Genomic DNA, 17402 nt, shown 5'->3' with positions numbered 1-17402 from the left:
CCGGGCGCCACCTCCTCCGTGCCGGGCGCCACCCCGCCCACCCGCGTCACGTGACGAGTCCGAACTTCCGCAGCGCGGCCGCGACCTGTTCGATGCCGTCGACCGTGCGGATCGTGGGGTTCATGGCCTGGCCGCTGAGCAGCACGTACCGCTTCTTCTTCACGGCGGTCAGGTTCTTCGTCGCCGGGTTGGACTCCAGGAACTCGATCTTCGCGGCGGCGCTCTCGGCCGACTGCGACTTGCGCGTGAGGTCGCCGAGGACGATGACGTCGGGGTCGCGGTCGGCGACGGTCTCCCAGTTGATCTGGGGCCACTCCTCGCGGGTGTCGTCGAAGACGTTCTTCGCGCCGAGTTCGCGGGTGATGATGCCGGGGGCGCCGCAGCAGCCCGCCATGTACGGGGCGTCGGAATTGGCGAACCAGTACATGAGGCGCGCGTCGGAGGCGTCGATGTCCTTCGTGGCCGCCGTGACGCGGTCCTTCATGCCCGCGATCAGCTTCTCGCCGCGCTTCTTCACGTCGAAGACCTTCGCGAGGTCGCGCACCTCGCCGTAGACGCTCTCCATGGTGAGGGTCTTCACGCGCTTGCCGTCGCCCGCGCCGTCGTTGTCCTTGCCCGCGCAGTCGGTGGGCGAGACGTAGACGGGCACGCCGAGCTCGCCGAACTTCGTACGGTCGGCGACGCCGCCCTTGCCGACCGTGTAGAGGAAGGAGGCGCTGACGAAGTCCGGCTCCTTGGCGAGGACCTTCTCCAGCGACGGGTAGCGGTCGGCGAGGCGCTCCACCTTCGCGTTGTCCTTCGCCAGGTTCTTCAGGACCGGGTCGGTCCAGGTGCCGGTGCCCACCATCCGGTCGGCGAGGCCGAGGGAGAGCAGGATCTCCGTGGATCCCTGGTCGAGGGAGACGGCCCGCCGCGGCGGCGCCGTCACCTTCGCCTCCTTGCCGCAGGAGGTGACCGTGACCGGATAGCCGTCGGCGCTCCCGCCCCCGGAGTGCGCGGAGTTCCGTGCGGAGCCGTCGCCGCACGCGGTGAGCGCGAGCAGACCGGCACAGAGGAGGGCGAATGTACGGGCTGTCGAGGACACGTGATCCCTTGAGTCTCACGGCTCATACGCGGAGCCTGGCCTGCGTCACGACCTCCGTCGCCCGGTGTGCGAGCGGAGGCGCCAGCAGGTCTTCGGACTCGGGATCGACCGGGCGGGGCGCCTTCCCGGGCGTCCGGAGACACCCAGTGGCCGTGGCCCCGCCCGTCCCCCTCACCGCTGCGCGTCAGTTCCGGATTCGCACCGGATTCCCTGGCCCAGGTGTGGGTTTGACTGGCTTGCGCAAGTTATCACGCACCTGTCACACGCCTTCACGTGGTCGGCGCGGGCCTCGGCTCGCCGCGGTAGGTGCCGAACGACCAGCGGTTTCCCTCCGGGTCCTCGATGGCGAACTCGCGGCTGCCGTACGGCTTGTCCTCGATCTCGGCGGTGATCTTCACGCCCGCCCCGGTGAGGCGGCGGTACAGGTCGTCCACCCGGGCGGTGACGACGTAGGCGCCCCCGGTGCCGGGTGTGCCGCAGGTGGCCGCGGCCTCCGGGTCGTACGAGCCGAGCATGATGCCACCGCCCTCGGGCCAGTCGAGCTGGGCGTGGGCGACGCGGCCCCCGTCCTCGTAGACGGCGGTGCGCAGGAAGCCGACGGTGTCGACGAGGAAGTCGATCAGCGCGGGGGCGTCCTGGGCCTGCACGCCCGGCCAGACGGCGGGAGGGGGCGTGGTGAGGTGCTCACCCGCGGCGGGGGCCGGCTCGGGGTTCGGGTTCGGTGTGGTGTGCGGTGTGGTGTTCATGTCTTCGAGTCTTCGTCCTTGCCGTGCGCCCCGGCTTGGATATTCCGGCACTCTTCGGCCAGCCAGTGGGTGGGGCTCGCCCCGGTGTACTGCCGGAAGTCGCGGACGAGGTGCGAGTGGTCGTAGTAGCCGGTGTCGGCCGCGACCCGGGCGAGGTCCGGCGGGGCGCCCGCCGCGACGGCGCGGACCACGGCGGCCTTGGCGTGCTGGAAGCGCATGAGGCGCGCGGCCTGCTTGGGGCTGAGGCCGGTCTCGGCGCGGAACAGCGCGGTCAGCCTCCGCTCGCTGAGCGCGACGTGCCGGGACAGGCCGCCCAGGGTGCCCGTGCCGCGGTGCCGGGCCAGCCAGGCCCAGGCCTCGGCGACCTCGGGGCGGACGGCCCCCGCGGCGCGGCCGTCGGACGCGCGCCGCCGCAGGTAGGCGGAGAGGTGGGTGAACCGGTCCGCCCAGGTGTCCAGTTCGCACAGCCGCTCCCGTACGTCGGCGGCGCGGTCGCCGAACACGTCGGCGCCGTCGACGACGAGCTGACCGGTCAGGTCGGCCGCGGGCACGCCGAGGAGTGCCCGGGCCGCGAGGGGGTGCACGGCGAGCTGGATGCCCGCCTCGTGCTCGGGCTGGACGACGTACGCGGGGCTCCGGTGCAGGCCGCCCACGACGATCTCGGTGCGTGCCGCGTCCGGCCCCGTGGCCCGGTCGGGGGTGGCGCCGGTGGCGATGGGCCCGTCGAGCGAGAAGATCACCGTCAGGTACGGCGAGGGCAGGCCCCGGTGCAGGGCGGGGCGCTGCCCCGCGGTGCGGTAGCCGACGGCGGAGACGACCATGCCGTCGAGCCGCGGCGCGGCCCTGACGAACTCACGGGAGCCCATGCGAACCAGTATGCGCGGCGGGTCCCGAGGGGTCGCGGCGACCACCGCGGTGAGCACCCGAGGGTCCCCCTCCCCTACCCGTGTTCACTTCCCCCATGCCCGCCGGAGCCGGTGACTTCGATCATGGGAAATGTCCGCCGGGCCCCATAGCATTGCGCGCCGCTCCGGACGGGGCCGCGCATCGCTCTCAGGAACGGCAGGGACGTCACACCATGGCAGTACGGGCAAAGAGCAAGCTGGCCCTCATCGGCACCACGGGCGCGCTGGCCGCCGCCGTCCTCGCGGGCGGCGCGCTGTGGCCGACGGGCGAGGCGAGCGCCGCCGACACCTCGGCGGCCACCGCCCGCGAGCTGTCCCACTGGCCGAAGCCCGTGGCGAAGCAGCTCGGCAAGGTCATCGCGAAGAACGACCACAAGGGCGCGTACGCGGTCTTCGACGCGGACAACACCACGTACCGGGGCGACCTCGAAGAGGCGCTGCTGCCGTTCCTGGAGATGAAGGGCGTCCTCACCCGCAAGACCATGGACCCGTCCCTGAAGATCATCCCCTTCAAGGACGAGCCCGGTCACAAGGAGAGCCTCTACAGCTACTACCTGCGGCTGTGCGACGTGGACGACCAGGTCTCCTACCCCTGGGCGGCGCAGATCTTCTCCGGCTTCACGCTGAAGGAGCTCAAGGGGTACGTCGACGAACTCCTCGCGTACAAGAAGCCGATCCCGGCCGAGTACTACGAGGACGGCAAGCTCACGAAGACCGAGGTGAAGCCGCCGCAGTTCTCGCGCGGCATGCGGCAGCTCTACAAGACGCTGCGCGCGCACGGCGTGGAGGTGTACGTGGTCAGCGCGGCCAGTGAGGACCTGGTGCGGATGGTCCTCGCGGACCCGAAGTACGGCTACGGCGTGAAGCCGCAGAACGTCATCGGCGTGTCCATGCAGCTCAAGGACCGCAGGACCGGTGCGGTGACCAGCTCCCGCAAGGAGATCGCCGAGGGCCGCTTCGGCGAGAAGGACCGCGCGAAGCTCGCGAAGCGCGAGCTGACGCCGCACCTGTGGGCGCCGCTGACCTGGTACGAGGGCAAGCCCGCGGCGATCAACACCTACATCGACGAGTGGCGGAAGCCGATCCTCGCCGCCGGTGACACCCCGTCGAGCGACGGCCCGATGCTGTTCCACTCCGCCGACGTGGACCACGGCGGTGTGCGCGTGTGGGTCAACCGCAAGGACGCGTACATGAAGCAGCTCAATGGGATGAAGAAGAAGAACGCCGACCGGCAGCGCGAGCTCGGCCAGCAGGTGACCGCCGACAAGCGGTGGCTGACGGTGACCCCGGACCAGATCGGCTAGGGCGTCAACGCCCGGAAGGCGTCGGCCACTTGAGCGTGGCCGGCGCCGTCCGCTAGGAGCGCGTGCAGCAGGAGCCTGGCCTTCGGCGCGTCCAGCGGACCCGCGGAGAGCAGACCGCGCCCGAGCATGTCGTACTCGGAACCCGGGCCCTTGTACGTCTCGCTGAGCAGCGGGCCCGCGCCCGTGCGGGAGGCGAGGACCACCGGGATGCGGGCGGCGAGCGCGGTCAGCGGTTCGACGAGCCAGGTGGGGACGTGGCCCGCGCCGAAGGCCGCCACGACCAGGCCGCCGAAGCGGTCGTCGACGGCTTCAAGGAGCTCCCCGCGGTCGCCGAGCGCGAGCGTCACCAGGGCGACGCGGGCCGGGCCGCGCAGGCTCAGTGGGCGGGCGACCGTGGGCCCGGCCGGGCGGAGCAGGACGTGCGGCCTGCCCTCGACGACCCGGCCGAGCGGGCCCGCGCCCGGTGACGCGAAGGTCGCGATCGACGTGGTGTGGCACTTGCGCACGTGCCGGGCCGCGTGGATCTCGTCGGCGAGGACCGCGAGGACGCCGAGCCCTGCGCACCCCGGGTCCGCGGCGACGGCGACCGCCGCGGCCAGGTTCGCCGGGCCGTCGGCGCCCGGCAGGTCGGGGCGGCGCATCGCACCGGTGACCACGACGGGGGTGCGGGGCGTACAGGTGAGGTCGAGGAGGAAGGCGGTCTCCTCCAGGGTGTCGGTGCCCTGGACCACGACGGCGCCGTGCCCCGCGGCCGTCACCTCCTCGACCCGCTCGGCGAGGGCGGCCACGTCCTCCACGGTCAGTGAGGAACTGGGCAGCCTGCGGACGTCGTGGACCTCCACCTCGACGCCCGGCGGGAGCGCGCCGGTCGCCGCGAGGACCTCGGCGCCGGACAGCCGGGCCGGACCGCCGCCGCCCCGCGCGGAGATGGTGCCGCCGAGGGTGAACACGGACACGGTGGGTGCCATACGCCTCATCTTCCCGTTGCGCGCCCCACGGTTCGGGGGCCCGGCCGAGGATAGGCGGCATGACTCAGAGCCTGTCTTCGAACCCCCTCGCCGCGCCCTCCGCCTCCCTGTCCGCCTTCTCCTTCGCCTGTGACGGCGAGACGCTCAGCTGCTCGCAGGCGCTGCCCGGCGCCGTACGGGACCCTGCCGTCACCGTCGTCCTCCTGCACGGCGCGGGCACCGGCAGCAAGGAGCGACTGGCCGCCCTCCAGGCCGACTTCGCGGCGCGCGGCTGCCGGGCGCTCGCGCTCGACTTCTCCGGGCACGGCGAAAGCACCGGCGCACTGCGGGAGTTGAGCCTGCGGCGGCGGTTCGAGCAGGCGGCCGCGGTGGTCGAGGAGCGGGCGCCCGGCTCCGGGAAGCTGGTGTTCCTCGGGTTCAGCATGAGCGGGCAGACCGTGGCGGACCTGGTGGCGCACTTCGGCGCGCGGGTCACGGGCATCGGCCTGTGCGCGCCCGCCGTGTACGCGACGGCGGCCTGGCCGCTCCCCTTCGGCGACGGCGACGGCCGCTTCACCGAGATCATCCGTACGCCGGGCCGGTGGCGCGAGTCCGCCGCGCTCGACGTCTACCGGGGCTTCTCCGGCCGTGCGGTGCTCGTGGTGCCCGGCTCCGACGCGGTGATCCCGCCCGAGGTGACGGCGGCCGTCGGCGAGGCGCTCGCCACCCGCGCGCGGTTCACGCGGCTCGAACTGCCGCGGGCGGACCACGCGTTGGGCGCCTGGCTGCGGGACCACGCGGCGGACCGGCGCCGCCTCGTGGACGCCCTGCTCGGGTGACGTGAGGTGACGTGGTGCGGCGCGGCGCGGCGCGGCGCGGCGTGACGTGGCGCGGCGTGACGCGACGTCGCCGGGCCGTGCTCCGCTCGCGTCAGCGGTCGGTGGCCGCCGTCGCCGGCACGCCGGACGTCTCCTCGTCGGCCGTCCACGCCGCCACCCGCTTGGCCAGCGTCGCGCCCGCCCGGGTCCACGCGAAGTGGTCGAGGCGACGGCCCGCCTCCTGCGTCGTGTAGGGGCGGCGGGTGAGGCGGGCCCGCGGGACCTTGCCGAGGAGGTGGTCGAGCGCGGTGACGGGGGCGTAGCCGTCCTGCTCCACGGAGACCGCGAGCACGGGCAGTTCCAGGTCCGCGAGGGCCGCTTCGTAGTCGAGCGCGGACCCCTTCGCGCGGTAGCGGCCGGTGCGCACCTGCCGTGCCCAGTCACGCATGACGCCCTTGGGCTGGTCGCCGCCGAAGCCGAGCCGGGTGCCGGGCCAGCGGCCGAGCAGGGTCGCCGTGACGGTGATCAGGAGCTGGAGGAGGTACAGGCCGGGGCCGCGCAGCGGGCCGAACGCGCGGTACCAGACCGACCCGGTGGCGACGAGCGCCACTCCGTCGACGCCGGGGGCGCCAGGACGCCCCGGGCTCCCTTGCGCCACCGCCGCGTAGACCAGGCCGAGTTGGCCGCCGAGGCTGTGCCCGAGGAGGTACAGGGGCGGTTCGGGTCCGAGCTCGCCGCGGATCGCCGCGACGACCGCGGGGAAGTCCTCCTCGACGATGGCGCGGTAGCCGTGGTCGAGCGCTCCGCGGCCGGTGCCGCCGGGGGTCGACTCGCCCTGGCCGCGCAGGTCGACGGTGAGCACCGTGAGCCCCTCGTCGTGCAGCTGGCGCGCGAAGCGGCGGTAGTGGCGGGCGGGGGTGCCCATCGCGGGCAGGATCAGCACCGCGGGGGCCGGGGGCGGACCCGGCGCCGGACCCGAGCCCGACGGAAGGAAGCGGTCCGGTGCGGGGGCGCGCAGGCCGCGCACCGGGAGGCGGGTGCCGTCCGGGAGTTCGGCGGTCATCAGGAGCGGCAGTTCGCCGACGGGTTCCGGCAGGGTCATGGGGCACAGCATGTCCCATCGCACACGCGACCGCACAGGCCCATGCGGAAACGGGGCCTGCGGCAGTCAACTGCCGCCACGGGCCCCGTACTTGCTCAGCGGCTGTACCGCATCAGCGCCCGCACCATGTGGCAGGTGATGTCGGACGGCGGATGGATCCCGACATCCTCCGCCATGCGTCGTATGGTGCTGTTCTTCGCCTGGTTCGGCAGATAGACACCGGAGTCGAGCAGGGCGATGGCGAGGCGCATCGCCTTGAGGCGGCGGTTGTGGTTGACGTACCACTCGCGCGGGCGCCCGGCGGGCAGCGCCTTCTTCTCCAGCGGTACGTACGGCAGGTCGATCAGGACGGGCTTCGGTACGGTCTTGGACACACGCTTCGATGTGAGTGCGGCAGCGGGCACAGGCATCCTCCTGTCGCGGTCAGGACCCCCCGTCGGGCGCCCTCGAACACTACTGTGATTCTACTGCGAGGCACTGACAATCGCCGCTGGCCAGACGGGTTTTGGGCTATTCGAACAGGCCCGTTCCGCGCCGCCCGGAACGGGTGGGGCGCGGGGTAGCGTACGGGCATGGAGATCTGGATCAACCCCGCCTGCTCGAAGTGCCGGAGCGCCCTCACGCTGCTCGACGCGGAGGGCGCCGACTACACCGTGCGCCGCTACCTCGACGACGTCCCGACCGAGGACGAGATCCGCGCCGTCCTCGACCGCCTCGGCCTCGAACCCTGGGACATCACCAGGACCCAGGAAGCGGAGGCCAAGGAGCTGAACCTCGCGGACCGCGAGGCCTGGCCCCGCGACGCCTCGGCCCGCGACCGCTGGATCACGGCCCTCGCCGGCCACCCGAAGCTGATCCAGCGCCCGATCATCACGGCGGACGACGGCACGGCGGTGGTGGGCCGCACGGAGGAGGCGGTGCGGGACGCGCTGTCGCGCTGAGGGCGGGGGCCCGGCAGCGCGCGCGGTTGACCTCCGACCGATGACGTAAATCCGGCAAACCGTTACATATACCTGCCTAGCGTGGGGTGCTCACCGACCGCCGACCGGACGACGCGTCCGGCATACGGGAAGGAGCGCGCCGTGCGGAGCTGGATGTTCGGAGGCGTATACGGAACGGTCCTCGCCAGCGCGCTGCTCGCGGCGCTGCAGTCGCAGGGGGACACCTACACGCCCTACTACGACGCGGCCTGGGTCATGGTGACCGCGGGCACGGCCGCCCTCGCCCACGGCTACGCGCACCACATGTCGACGCACCGGCCGGGCCGCGGCACCCACCGCTGGCGCCAGCTGGCCTGGGCGCTCGTGGATGAGTGGCCGGTGATCGTCGCGTGCTGGCCGACCGTGCTGCTGCTGATCCTCGCCGGCGCGCTGGACTGGCCGGAGAGCCGCGTCACCTACGGCGGGCTGCTCCTGAACGCCGCCCTCCTCTTCGCCTGGGGCACGTTCGCCGCGCTGCGGGTCGGCTACCGGCGCCGCTCGGCGGTCCTGATCGGCGGCGCCGACGCGACGATCGGGCTCGCGATCGCGGCCGCCAACGCCGTCATCAAGTGACGTGGGCCACACCCGCCGCAGGTAACACGGGGTTCACACAAGGGCAACGGTCGGGAAATCGCCGGTTGCCAGGCTGCCGCACATCACCGCGGCACCGCAGCACCCGCACGTTCTGCGCCGTACCGAGCGTCAAAGGATGAGGCCCCCGTGACCTTCAAGGCTGAGTACATCTGGATCGACGGCACCGCGCCGACCGCCAAGCTCCGTTCCAAGACGAAGATCCTTGCGGACGACGCGAAGGGCGCCGGGCTGCCGCTCTGGGGCTTCGACGGATCCAGCACGAACCAGGCCCAGGGTCACGCCTCCGACCGCGTCCTCAAGCCGGTCTTCAGCTGCCCGGACCCGATCCGCGGCGGCGACGACGTACTCGTCCTGTGCGAGGTCCTCAACACGGACATGACGCCGCACGAGTCCAACACCCGCGCCGAACTGGCCGAGGTCGCGGGCCGCTTCGCCGCGCAGGAGCCGATCTTCGGCATCGAGCAGGAGTACACCTTCTTCGAGGGCGACCGCCCGCTCGGCTTCCCCGTCGGCGGCTTCCCCGCCGCACAGGGCGGCTACTACTGCGGCGTCGGCTCGGACGAGATCTTCGGCCGTGACGTCGTCGAGGCGCACCTGGAGCACTGCCTCACGGCCGGCCTCGGCATCTCCGGCATCAACGCCGAGGTCATGCCCGGCCAGTGGGAGTTCCAGGTCGGCCCGCTCGCCCCGCTCGAAGTGTCCGACCAGCTGTGGATCGCCCGCTGGCTGCTCTACCGCACCGCGGAGGACTTCAAGGTGTCGGCCACGCTCGACCCGAAGCCGGTGAAGGGCGACTGGAACGGCGCGGGCGCCCACACCAACTTCTCCACCAGGGCGATGCGCGAGGGCTACGCGCCGATCATCACCGCCTGCGAGTCCCTCGGCGAGGGCTCCAAGCCCCTTGACCACGTCAAGAACTACGGCGCGGGCATCGACGACCGTCTCACCGGGCTGCACGAGACCGCGCCCTGGGACGAGTACAAGTACGGCGTCTCCGACCGCGGCGCGTCGGTGCGCATCCCGTGGCAGGTCGAGGTGGAGCAGAAGGGCTACATCGAGGACCGCCGCCCGAACGCGAACGTCGACCCGTACGTCGTGACGCGGCTGCTCGTCGACACGTGCTGCACCGCCCTCGAGAAGGCCGGTCAGGTCTGATCCCGTCCCACCGTCGTCGACGGGGGCGCCCACCGGTTCTGGTGGGCGCCCCCGTCGCCATCTGATTCAATGGAGCCATGGGCAGCCACCGGATCACCGCGACAGGTCGTCATGACCTCGAGCCCTTCTGGCCCTCCCGGCAGCATCACGACTTCGACCGGGTGTGTTGCCGCGCGATGAACGCGCGGGCCCTCTAAAGCCGTTCACCGGCCTTCGCCTGACGCGCACGACGTACGTCTCGTTCTCGACGACTCCTTCGCGCGAAAGAGCTGATCCCACCATGGCGAACACCCGATCCTTCTCCGCCACCGCCCCCACCGCCCTCACCCCTCCTCCGGCGCCGGGCCGCGGCCGCCTGCGGGCCGTCGCCCCCGACGAGGTCGCGCAGATCTCCGACTTCCTGCCGCCGGGCGCCACGTGGCTGCCCGCGCCGCAGCACACCCTGCCGACCCTGCCGGGGCAGCCCCCGATGGTCGGCTACCTCGTCCTCGTACCGGCGGGCCAGGAGCCCGTCACCGCCGATCCCGCGCCGCCCGAGCCCCGGCCCGTCCCCGCCGCGGGACCGGTCAGGATCGACGCGGGCCAGCGCGCCGCCGAGGTCGACGGACGCCCCCTCGACCTCACGTACCTGGAGTTCGAGCTGCTCGCGCACCTCGTCGCGCACCCCCACCGGGTGCACACCCGCGACCAGTTGGTGACCACGGTGTGGGGGTACGGGCACGTGGGCGACGGCCGGACCGTCGACGTCCACGTCGCCCGGCTGCGCCGCAAGCTCGGTGCCGAGCACCGCAGGACGATCCAGACGGTGCGCCGGGTCGGCTACAAGTACGCGCCGCCCACACCGCGCTGACCCGGGACGCCGCACGGGCCGGGCTCTGCCGGGAGCAGAACCCGGTTCCCCGGCGCGGGTCGGCCGGGCAGAGTCGCCCTCATGAGACTTCTGATGCTGGGCGGTACCGAGTTCGTGGGACGTGCGGTCACCGAGGCGGCTCTCGCCCGGGGCTGGGAGGTGACCGTCTTCCACCGCGGCCACCACGCGGCGCCCGAGGGGGCCACGGCCGTGCACGGCGACCGCACCGCCGAGGGCGGCCTCGCGGGGCTCGCCGACGGCGAGTGGGACGTGGTGGTCGACACCTGGTCGGCCGCGCCGCGGGTGGTGCGCGCGTCGGCCCGGCTCCTGGCGGAGCGGGCCGGCCGGTACGTCTACGTCTCCAGCGGCTCCGTCTACCGCTACCCGGGCGAGGCCGGGTCCGACGAGAGCTTCCCCGTGGTGGACGGCGATCCGGACGCGGAGGCGACGGAGTACGCGCGGGACAAGCGGGGGGGCGAACTGGCCGCGCTCGCCGCATTCGGGGCCGAGCGGACGGTGCTCGCGCGGGCCGGGCTGATCCTCGGCCGGTACGAGAACATCGGGCGGCTGCCGTGGTGGCTCGGCCGCGTCGCGCGGGGCGGCCCCGTGCTCGCCCCTGGCCCCCGCGACCTGGAGATCCAGTACGTCGACGTGCGGGACCTCGCCGAGTGGATCCTGCACGCGGCGGGTGCCGGGCTGCACGGCCCGTACAACCTGGTCAGCCCGATGGGGCGGTTCACGATGGGGGAACTGCTCGACGCCTGCGCGGACGTGGCGGGCCCGGACGCGTCGCTGCGCTGGACCGATCCGGAGACGGTGCTCGCCGCGGGCATCGAGCAGTGGACGGAGCTGCCGGTGTGGCTGGCGCCGGGCGAGCTGCACGACACGATGCACCGGACGTCCTCGCGGAAGGCGATCGACGCGGGCCTCGGGACGCGGCCGGTGGCCGACACGGTGCGCGACACCTGGGAGTGGCTGCGGTCCATCGGCGGCGCGGCGCCGCAGCGGCCGGACCGCCCGGTGGTCGGGCTCTCCCCCGAGAAGGAGGCGAAGGCGCTGGGCCTGTAGCGACGGCCGCGGCCCCGGTGCGGACGTGCCGCACCGGGGCCGCGCCATGCCGGGCCGACCGGGCCGGGCCGCCTTCGTCAACGGGTGCTGGACACCGGGGTGTTGGGCCACCCGGGCTGCCGCGGGGCGGCGGGGGTCTCCTCCTCGTGGGAGAGGGCCGGGAGCCGGCGCAGGGCGCGCGGCGTGTGCCAGTTGCGCTCGCCCAGGAGGCTCATCAGGGAGGGCAGCAGGATCATCCGGACCACCGTCGCGTCCAGGAGGACCGCCACGCCCAGGCCCACGCCCATCTGCTGCATGTCCTGCATGGACAGCGTGCCGAAGACCGCGAAGACCGCCACCATGATCACGGCCGCGCCGGTGACCGCGCCCGCCGTGCGCGTGATGCCCTCGCGGATCGCCGAGCGGTTGTCCAGGCCCCGGTCGCGGAACTCGCGGATGCGGGAGACCACGAACACGTGGTAGTCCATGGACAGGCCGAAGAGGACGACGAGGACGAACAGCGGCATCCAGCTCTCGATCGCGCCGACCTTCTCCGAGCCGATCAGATCGGCGCCCCAGCCGTGCTGGAAGACGGCGGTCATGACGCCGTAGGCGGCGCCCACCGACAGCAGGTTCAGCGCGATCGACGTCACCGCGATCACCACCGAGCGGAAGCTGAGGAGCATCAGGAGGAACGTCACCGCGGTGATGAAGGCGAAGACCGGCACGATGCCCTTGCCGAGCTGGTCGCCGAAGTCCTCGGAATCCGCCAGGTCCCCGCCCACGTACGCCTCGGCGTCCACCCCGTCGAAGGCCGCGGGCACCGTGTCGTCCCGCAGTTCGCGCAGGGCCTTCTTCGCCTCGGCGTCGGTGCCGTTGCCCGGCAGCGGTACGGCGATCTCCGCGACGCCCGCCGCCTTGTGGACGGTGAGCTCGGCGCCGTCGCCCGCCTTCCGCGTCAGCGAGCCGAGGGCGTCCCGCACCGGCCCCGCGTCGATGTCGTCGGCCTTCACGACCACCCGGGCGGGGGCCGGACCGCCGGGGAACTTCTCGGTGATCTTCTTGTACGAGACGGAGAGCGGGGCGTCGGAGCCGAACTGCTTCTCCAGGCCGAGCTGTTCGGTCTTCATGCCGAGCGCGGGCGCGGCGAGGGCGAGCAGGAGGACGGCGGCGCCGACCGCGAAGAACTTCGGGCGGGCCAGGACGGGCTTCAGGACGGTGCCCGCGAACCCGCCACCGGCGTGCCCCGCCTTCTTGGCGCGGCGGCGCAGGAACGGGATGCGTCCGGCGTCGATCCGGTCGCCGAGCCCGGCGAGCAGCGCGGGCAGCACGGTCACCGAGCCGAGCATCGCCACGCAGACCACCAGGATCGTGGCGACGGCGAAGCCCTTGAAGAGGAGCAGACCGGACAGGAACATGCCCGCCATCGCGACCATCACCGTGAGTCCTGAGACCAGGACGGCGCGTCCGCTGGTGGCCGCGGCGATCCGCAGGGCGGTCTCGGCGTCCCGGCCCGCGGCCCGCTCGTCCCGCTCGCGCCGCAGGTAGAACAGGCAGTAGTCGACGCCGACCGCGAGGCCCATCAGGAACATCACCGAGTACGTCGTCTCGAAGAGGTGCAGCCGATGGCTGGCCAGCGAGAGCAACCCGAAGGCGGCCACGCACGCGGTGAGGGCGAGGCCCACCGGAAGCAGCGCCGCGACCACGGCGCCGAAGGCCACCAGGAGAATGCCGAGCGCCAGCGGCACCGCGGTGAACTCGGCCTTCTTGAAGTCGTCGGCCAGCAGGTCGGAGAGGTGCTTCTCGGAGCTCGCGTCGCCGAACTGGTGGACGGAGACGCCGTGTTCGGCCCCGTCCCGCGACGCCTTCGCCACGGCGTCGAGGACCGGCTGGACCCGGTCCGCCGCGTCCTTGGAGTCGCCCTTGATCTCGAAGCGCAGCAGCGCGTCCCTGCCGTCCTCGGAGGGCAGCGGCGCCTTGAGCCCCCGTACGTCACCGGTCGCCGTCAGCGCCTTCGACAGGCCGGCGGCCGCGTCCCGCCAGCCGTCGGGGGCCTTGGCGGTGACCATGACCAGCTCACCCGCGGGTTCGTCGATGTCCGCATCGGCGAGGATCTTCGTGGCGCGGGCCGAATCGCCGACGCCCATCTCGTCGTCGGACGCGGTGACCATGCCGGAGGCCCCGCCGATGACCGTGGCGAGCACCACGAAAACCAGCCAGCCGATGACGGCCGCCTTCCGGTGGTGTGCGCTCCACACCCCGAGTCGTGCCGCGAGGTTCCGCCTCATGGCGATCCGCCCCCATCAAGTCTGCGTGTATACGCCGGATAAGACGTGCTCCACGCTAGGAATCGGGGACCGCCCGCCCCAGCCGCCGAGGCCCCCTCCCGCCGAAGCACAGGGCGAGGCCCCGGGGTGTCGTCAGGTACACCCCCGCCCGGGTGCGGGACCCAGTGCTCCGCACCGGCGCGACCAGCGAGAATGAGGGGGCGCCGGACGCGGGAGCGGCCGGGCGACCTGACGAGAGGGGCTCACGGCCATGACGAGGCTACGGAACGCGGTGATCGCCGGAGGGCGGGGACTCTATCTGGCGATCGTCTCGATCGCGGGCTCGGTCACCCTCTTCGTCCTCAGCGTCCTCTCGCTCGCCTTCATCCTGCTCGGCATCGGGGTGTTCACCACGCCCGCGGTGCTCACGGCGGTCCGCGGCTGGGCGACCCTGCGGCGCCATCAGGCCCTGCGGTGGTCGGACGTCCGGATCCCGGTCCCCTACCGGCCCTTCCCCGCCGACCTGCGCACCGGCGTCACCGGGCAGGTGGAGCGCTGCTCGACGATGCTCAAGGACCCGGCGACCTGGCGCGATCTGCAGTGGCTGCTCGTCGACATGACCGGTGGACTCCTCAGCGCGGTCTTCGCTCCCGCGCTGCTGCTCTACTGGCTGTACGGCTGGGTCCTCGCCCTCGGCGTCTGGAAGCCGATCCACGACGCGGGCGGCGGCGAGTGGTACGGCTTCATCCACGTCACCTCGCAGTCCACCGCCAACCAGGCCGCGGCCCTCGGCACCGCGCTCCTGGTGCTCGGCGTGTTCGTCAACCCGGGCCTGATCCGCGGCCACTTCCTGCTCGCCCGTACGCTCCTCGCGCCCACCACGAGCATGCGCGAGCGCGAACTGGCGCTGCGCGTGGACCGGTTGACCGAGACCCGGCACGACGCGGTGGACAACTCCGCCGCCGAGCTGCGCCGCATCGAGCGCGACCTGCACGACGGGGCGCAGGCCCGGCTTGTCGCCATGGGCATGGACCTCGGCACCGTCGAGGCGCTCATCGACGCGGACCCCGCCAAGGCCAAGGAGCTGCTCGCCAAGGCCCGGCAGAACTCCGGCGAGGCGCTCACCGAGCTGCGCGACCTGGTCCGCGGCATCCACCCGCCGGTCCTCGCCGAACGGGGCCTCGGCGACGCGGTGAAGGCCCTCGCGCTGCGCCTGCCGGTCGCCACGGAGGTCGACGTGGAGCTGCCCGCCCGCATGGCGGCGCCGGTCGAGTCGGCCGCGTACTTCGCGGTCAGCGAGACCCTGACCAACGCGATCAAGCACGCGGGCGCCGACCGCGTCTGGGTGGACGTTCACCACGCCGACGGCATGCTGCGCATCGCCGTCACCGACGACGGCAGGGGCGGGGCGGTGGTGGGGGCGGGGTCCGGGCTGACCGGTGTCGAACGCCGACTCGGTACATTCGACGGCGTACTGGCCGTCAGCAGCCCCGCGGGCGGCCCGACCATGGTGACCATGGAGATCCCTTGCGAGTTGTCCTAGCCGAAGACCTCTTCCTGCTGCGCGACGGCCTGGTGCGGATGCTGGAGGCGTTCGACTTCGAGATCGCGGCGGCCGTGGAGAGCGGGCCCGAACTGAGCAAGGCCCTCGCGGAGTTGCAGCCGGACGTCGCCGTCGTCGACGTCCGGCTTCCGCCGTCCCACACGGACGAGGGCCTGCAGTGCGCGCTCGCCGCCCGCCGGGCCCGGCCCGGACTGCCCGTCCTCGTCCTCTCCCAGCACGTGGAGCAGCTGTACGCGCGCGAGCTCCTGGCCGACGGCAACGGCGGCGTCGGCTACCTCCTCAAAGACCGGGTGTTCGACGCCGCGCAGTTCGTCGACGCCGTGCGCAGGGTCGCGGGCGGCGGCACCGCGATGGACCCGCAGGTGATCCAGCAGCTCCTCTCGCGGCACTCGGCGAAGGAGCCGCTCGGCGCGCTCACCCCGCGCGAGCGCGAGGTCCTCGAACTCATGGCGCAGGGCCGGTCGAACGCGGCCATCGCGGCGCAGCTCGTCGTCACCGAGCGGGCCATCGCCAAGCACACGTCCAACATCTTCGGAAAGCTGGACCTGGCGGTCTCCGACGACGACAACCGGCGGGTGCTCGCGGTCCTCGCCTATTTGGATCAGGGGCGCTGACGGGGAGCGGGGGCGCTGAACACGCCGGGCCCCTGATGCGTATGTAGCCCCATGGGACGCACTTCACGAAAACGATCGAAGCTCGCGCGGCGCGTGGTCGCCGCCTGTGCGGCGTTGCTGCTGGGCGGCGGCGGTCTCGTCGCGGTGAACGTCTACGCGAACGCCGAGGAAGGCACGGACCGGCCGCCCCCGCAGAACGCCGCGCAGCAGGTCTCCACCATCAGCTGTCCGGACGTGGGCAACCAGCTCGCCGAGGTGCCGCGGGCGGCGCGCGGAGAGGTGGACCGCGGGCTCGCCGAGCTGGACAGCCAGATCACCCGGGCCTACGCCCGGTTCGGCCGGGTCGAGGACAAGGAATCCGTCCTGCCCCCGCTGGAGGAGCAGCGGCGCGGGACCATCGGCCGGATCGGCGACGCCCTCGACCGGGCCGGCGACCGGCCCGAGGCCATCGACGGCATGGCGCCGTGCACCCTGCGCGCCGACGACCAGCAGCCCGGCCAGCAGCCCGGCCAGGGCGACACCGGCAGCGGTAGCGGCAACGGACCCGAGGCCGACGACTTCGTGCGCATCCAGTCCATCCGGCCCAACGTCGACCGCCCCCGCAACGGCCGCAACGCCTCCCGCGGCACCTTCACCACGAGCTGCGGCCGCAACGAGAACGGCAAGTTCAACCCGGACAACGTCATCGCCGCGCCCGGCGTGCGCAACGGCGCGCACCACATGCACGACTACGTGGGCAATCAGGCGACGGACGCCTTCGCCACCGACGACGCCCTCGCGGCCGGCCGGACCACCTGCCGCAACCAGGGCGACAAGTCGACGTACTACTGGCCCGTCCTGCGGCTGCGCAACGGCAAGGACGAGAACGACGCGCAGGCCGACGGCGGCGGCAAGGACCAGAACGTCGGGGAGATCCAGACCCCCGCGTCCGTCACGCTGCAGTTCGCCGGGAACCCGGTGAGCAAGGTCTCCGCGATGCCGCGCTTCCTGCGCATCATCACCGGCGACGCCAAGGCCTTCACCAACGGCGACGCCAATGCCAACGCCTCCTGGAGCTGCACCGGATTCGAGAACCGGCAGCTGAAGGACAAGTACCCGATCTGCCCCGAGGGCAGCAAGGTCGTCCGGACGTTCAGGTTCCAGAGCTGCTGGGACGGCCGCAACACCGACAGCGCCAACCACCGCACCCACGTCGCCTTCGCCGACCCGCGCACCGGCGCCTGCCCGCAGGGGTTCCGCGCCGTCCCGCAGCTCGTGCAGCGCATCGTGTACGACGTGCCGCCGGGCCCCGGCTTCGCCGTCGACTCGTTCCCCGAGCAGCTGCACAAGCCCGTGACCGACCACGGCGACTTCATCAACGTCTTCGACGAGCGCCTGATGCGGCGCGTCGTGAAGTGCGTCAACGCCGGACAGCGCTGCACCTGA

Annotated in this window: 17 protein-coding genes and 1 riboswitch; of the genes, 10 read left to right on the top strand and 7 right to left on the bottom strand. The window is 72.7% G+C overall.

Annotation, left to right across the window (positions count from 1 at the left end):
* Positions 1 to 46: 46 nt before the first annotated feature.
* The 3 genes from ACZ69I_RS03720 to ACZ69I_RS03710 form a co-directional block, all read right to left on the bottom strand.
* Complete coding sequence (locus tag ACZ69I_RS03720; protein WP_467668399.1) at positions 47 to 1084, bottom strand: ABC transporter substrate-binding protein; 1038 nt, start codon at positions 1082 to 1084, stop codon at positions 47 to 49.
* A gap of 66 nt (positions 1085 to 1150) precedes the next feature.
* Positions 1151 to 1335: riboswitch (cobalamin riboswitch) on the bottom strand.
* Positions 1336 to 1353: 18 nt separating this feature from the next.
* Entirely contained in the window at positions 1354 to 1830 is a 477-nt protein-coding gene (locus ACZ69I_RS03715; RefSeq protein ID WP_470830373.1) for a VOC family protein, read from the bottom strand.
* Entirely contained in the window at positions 1827 to 2696 is an 870-nt protein-coding gene (locus ACZ69I_RS03710; RefSeq protein ID WP_470830372.1) for an AraC family transcriptional regulator, read from the bottom strand. The genes ACZ69I_RS03715 and ACZ69I_RS03710 overlap by 4 nt, the downstream gene beginning before the upstream one ends.
* A gap of 212 nt (positions 2697 to 2908) precedes the next feature.
* On the opposite strand from ACZ69I_RS03710, the gene ACZ69I_RS03705 reads away from it, so the two are divergent.
* Positions 2909 to 4039, top strand: a complete 1131-nt coding sequence (locus ACZ69I_RS03705; RefSeq protein ID WP_470830371.1) for an HAD family hydrolase — start codon at positions 2909 to 2911, stop codon at positions 4037 to 4039.
* On the opposite strand, the gene ACZ69I_RS03700 is transcribed toward ACZ69I_RS03705, so the two are convergent.
* A complete protein-coding gene (locus ACZ69I_RS03700; RefSeq protein WP_470830370.1) occupies positions 4036 to 5007 on the bottom strand; it encodes an asparaginase in 972 nt (323 codons plus the stop codon). The genes ACZ69I_RS03705 and ACZ69I_RS03700 overlap by 4 nt on opposite strands.
* 59 nt (positions 5008 to 5066) lie before the next feature.
* Between ACZ69I_RS03700 and ACZ69I_RS03695 the strand changes: the two genes are divergently transcribed.
* Positions 5067 to 5825 (top strand): alpha/beta hydrolase, encoded by a 759-nt coding sequence (locus tag ACZ69I_RS03695; protein ID WP_470830369.1) that lies wholly within the window; start codon positions 5067 to 5069, stop codon positions 5823 to 5825.
* A gap of 91 nt (positions 5826 to 5916) precedes the next feature.
* On the opposite strand, the gene ACZ69I_RS03690 is transcribed toward ACZ69I_RS03695, so the two are convergent.
* Positions 5917 to 6906 carry an alpha/beta hydrolase family protein gene (locus ACZ69I_RS03690; protein WP_470830368.1) on the bottom strand — a complete coding sequence of 330 codons (990 nt, stop codon included), beginning with the start codon at positions 6904 to 6906 and terminating at the stop codon, positions 5917 to 5919.
* 95 nt (positions 6907 to 7001) lie between these two features.
* Positions 7002 to 7310 carry a hypothetical protein gene (locus ACZ69I_RS03685; protein WP_467668413.1) on the bottom strand — a complete coding sequence of 103 codons (309 nt, stop codon included), beginning with the start codon at positions 7308 to 7310 and terminating at the stop codon, positions 7002 to 7004.
* 168 nt (positions 7311 to 7478) lie between these two features.
* Between ACZ69I_RS03685 and ACZ69I_RS03680 the strand changes: the two genes are divergently transcribed.
* The 5 genes from ACZ69I_RS03680 (at position 7479) to ACZ69I_RS03660 (ending at position 11553) form a co-directional block, all read left to right on the top strand.
* Positions 7479 to 7847: an arsenate reductase family protein gene (locus ACZ69I_RS03680; RefSeq protein ID WP_467668415.1), complete on the top strand. Its 369-nt coding sequence runs from the start codon at positions 7479 to 7481 to the stop codon at positions 7845 to 7847.
* Positions 7848 to 7988: 141 nt separating this feature from the next.
* Complete coding sequence (locus tag ACZ69I_RS03675; protein WP_467668417.1) at positions 7989 to 8459, top strand: hypothetical protein; 471 nt, start codon at positions 7989 to 7991, stop codon at positions 8457 to 8459.
* 147 nt (positions 8460 to 8606) lie between these two features.
* A complete protein-coding gene (gene glnII / locus ACZ69I_RS03670; protein WP_470830367.1) occupies positions 8607 to 9635 on the top strand; it encodes a glutamine synthetase in 1029 nt (342 codons plus the stop codon).
* A 280-nt stretch (positions 9636 to 9915) separates the two neighbouring features.
* Positions 9916 to 10485: a winged helix-turn-helix domain-containing protein gene (locus ACZ69I_RS03665; protein ID WP_467668421.1), complete on the top strand. Its 570-nt coding sequence runs from the start codon at positions 9916 to 9918 to the stop codon at positions 10483 to 10485.
* A gap of 81 nt (positions 10486 to 10566) precedes the next feature.
* Positions 10567 to 11553 carry an NAD-dependent epimerase/dehydratase family protein gene (locus ACZ69I_RS03660; RefSeq protein WP_470830366.1) on the top strand — a complete coding sequence of 329 codons (987 nt, stop codon included), beginning with the start codon at positions 10567 to 10569 and terminating at the stop codon, positions 11551 to 11553.
* Between the two features lie 77 nt (positions 11554 to 11630).
* Here the strand turns inward: ACZ69I_RS03660 and ACZ69I_RS03655 are convergent, their stop codons facing one another.
* Complete coding sequence (locus ACZ69I_RS03655) at positions 11631 to 13820, bottom strand: MMPL family transporter (protein WP_470830365.1); 2190 nt, start codon at positions 13818 to 13820, stop codon at positions 11631 to 11633.
* A gap of 250 nt (positions 13821 to 14070) precedes the next feature.
* Here ACZ69I_RS03655 and ACZ69I_RS03650 point away from each other — a divergent pair, with 250 nt between their 5' ends.
* From ACZ69I_RS03650 to ACZ69I_RS03640, 3 genes are read left to right on the top strand one after another with little or no spacing between them, the layout of a single operon-like run.
* Positions 14071 to 15342 carry a sensor histidine kinase gene (locus tag ACZ69I_RS03650; protein ID WP_470830364.1) on the top strand — a complete coding sequence of 424 codons (1272 nt, stop codon included), beginning with the start codon at positions 14071 to 14073 and terminating at the stop codon, positions 15340 to 15342.
* Positions 15327 to 15977, top strand: a complete 651-nt coding sequence (locus tag ACZ69I_RS03645; RefSeq protein ID WP_467668429.1) for a LuxR C-terminal-related transcriptional regulator — start codon at positions 15327 to 15329, stop codon at positions 15975 to 15977. The genes ACZ69I_RS03650 and ACZ69I_RS03645 overlap by 16 nt, the downstream gene beginning before the upstream one ends.
* 51 nt (positions 15978 to 16028) lie before the next feature.
* Positions 16029 to 17402: a DUF1996 domain-containing protein gene (locus ACZ69I_RS03640; RefSeq protein ID WP_470830363.1), complete on the top strand. Its 1374-nt coding sequence runs from the start codon at positions 16029 to 16031 to the stop codon at positions 17400 to 17402.

The sequence above is a fragment of the Streptomyces sp. NPDC036815 genome (genome assembly GCF_055609205.1).
This window is presented reverse-complemented; position numbering and strand designations above follow the sequence as displayed.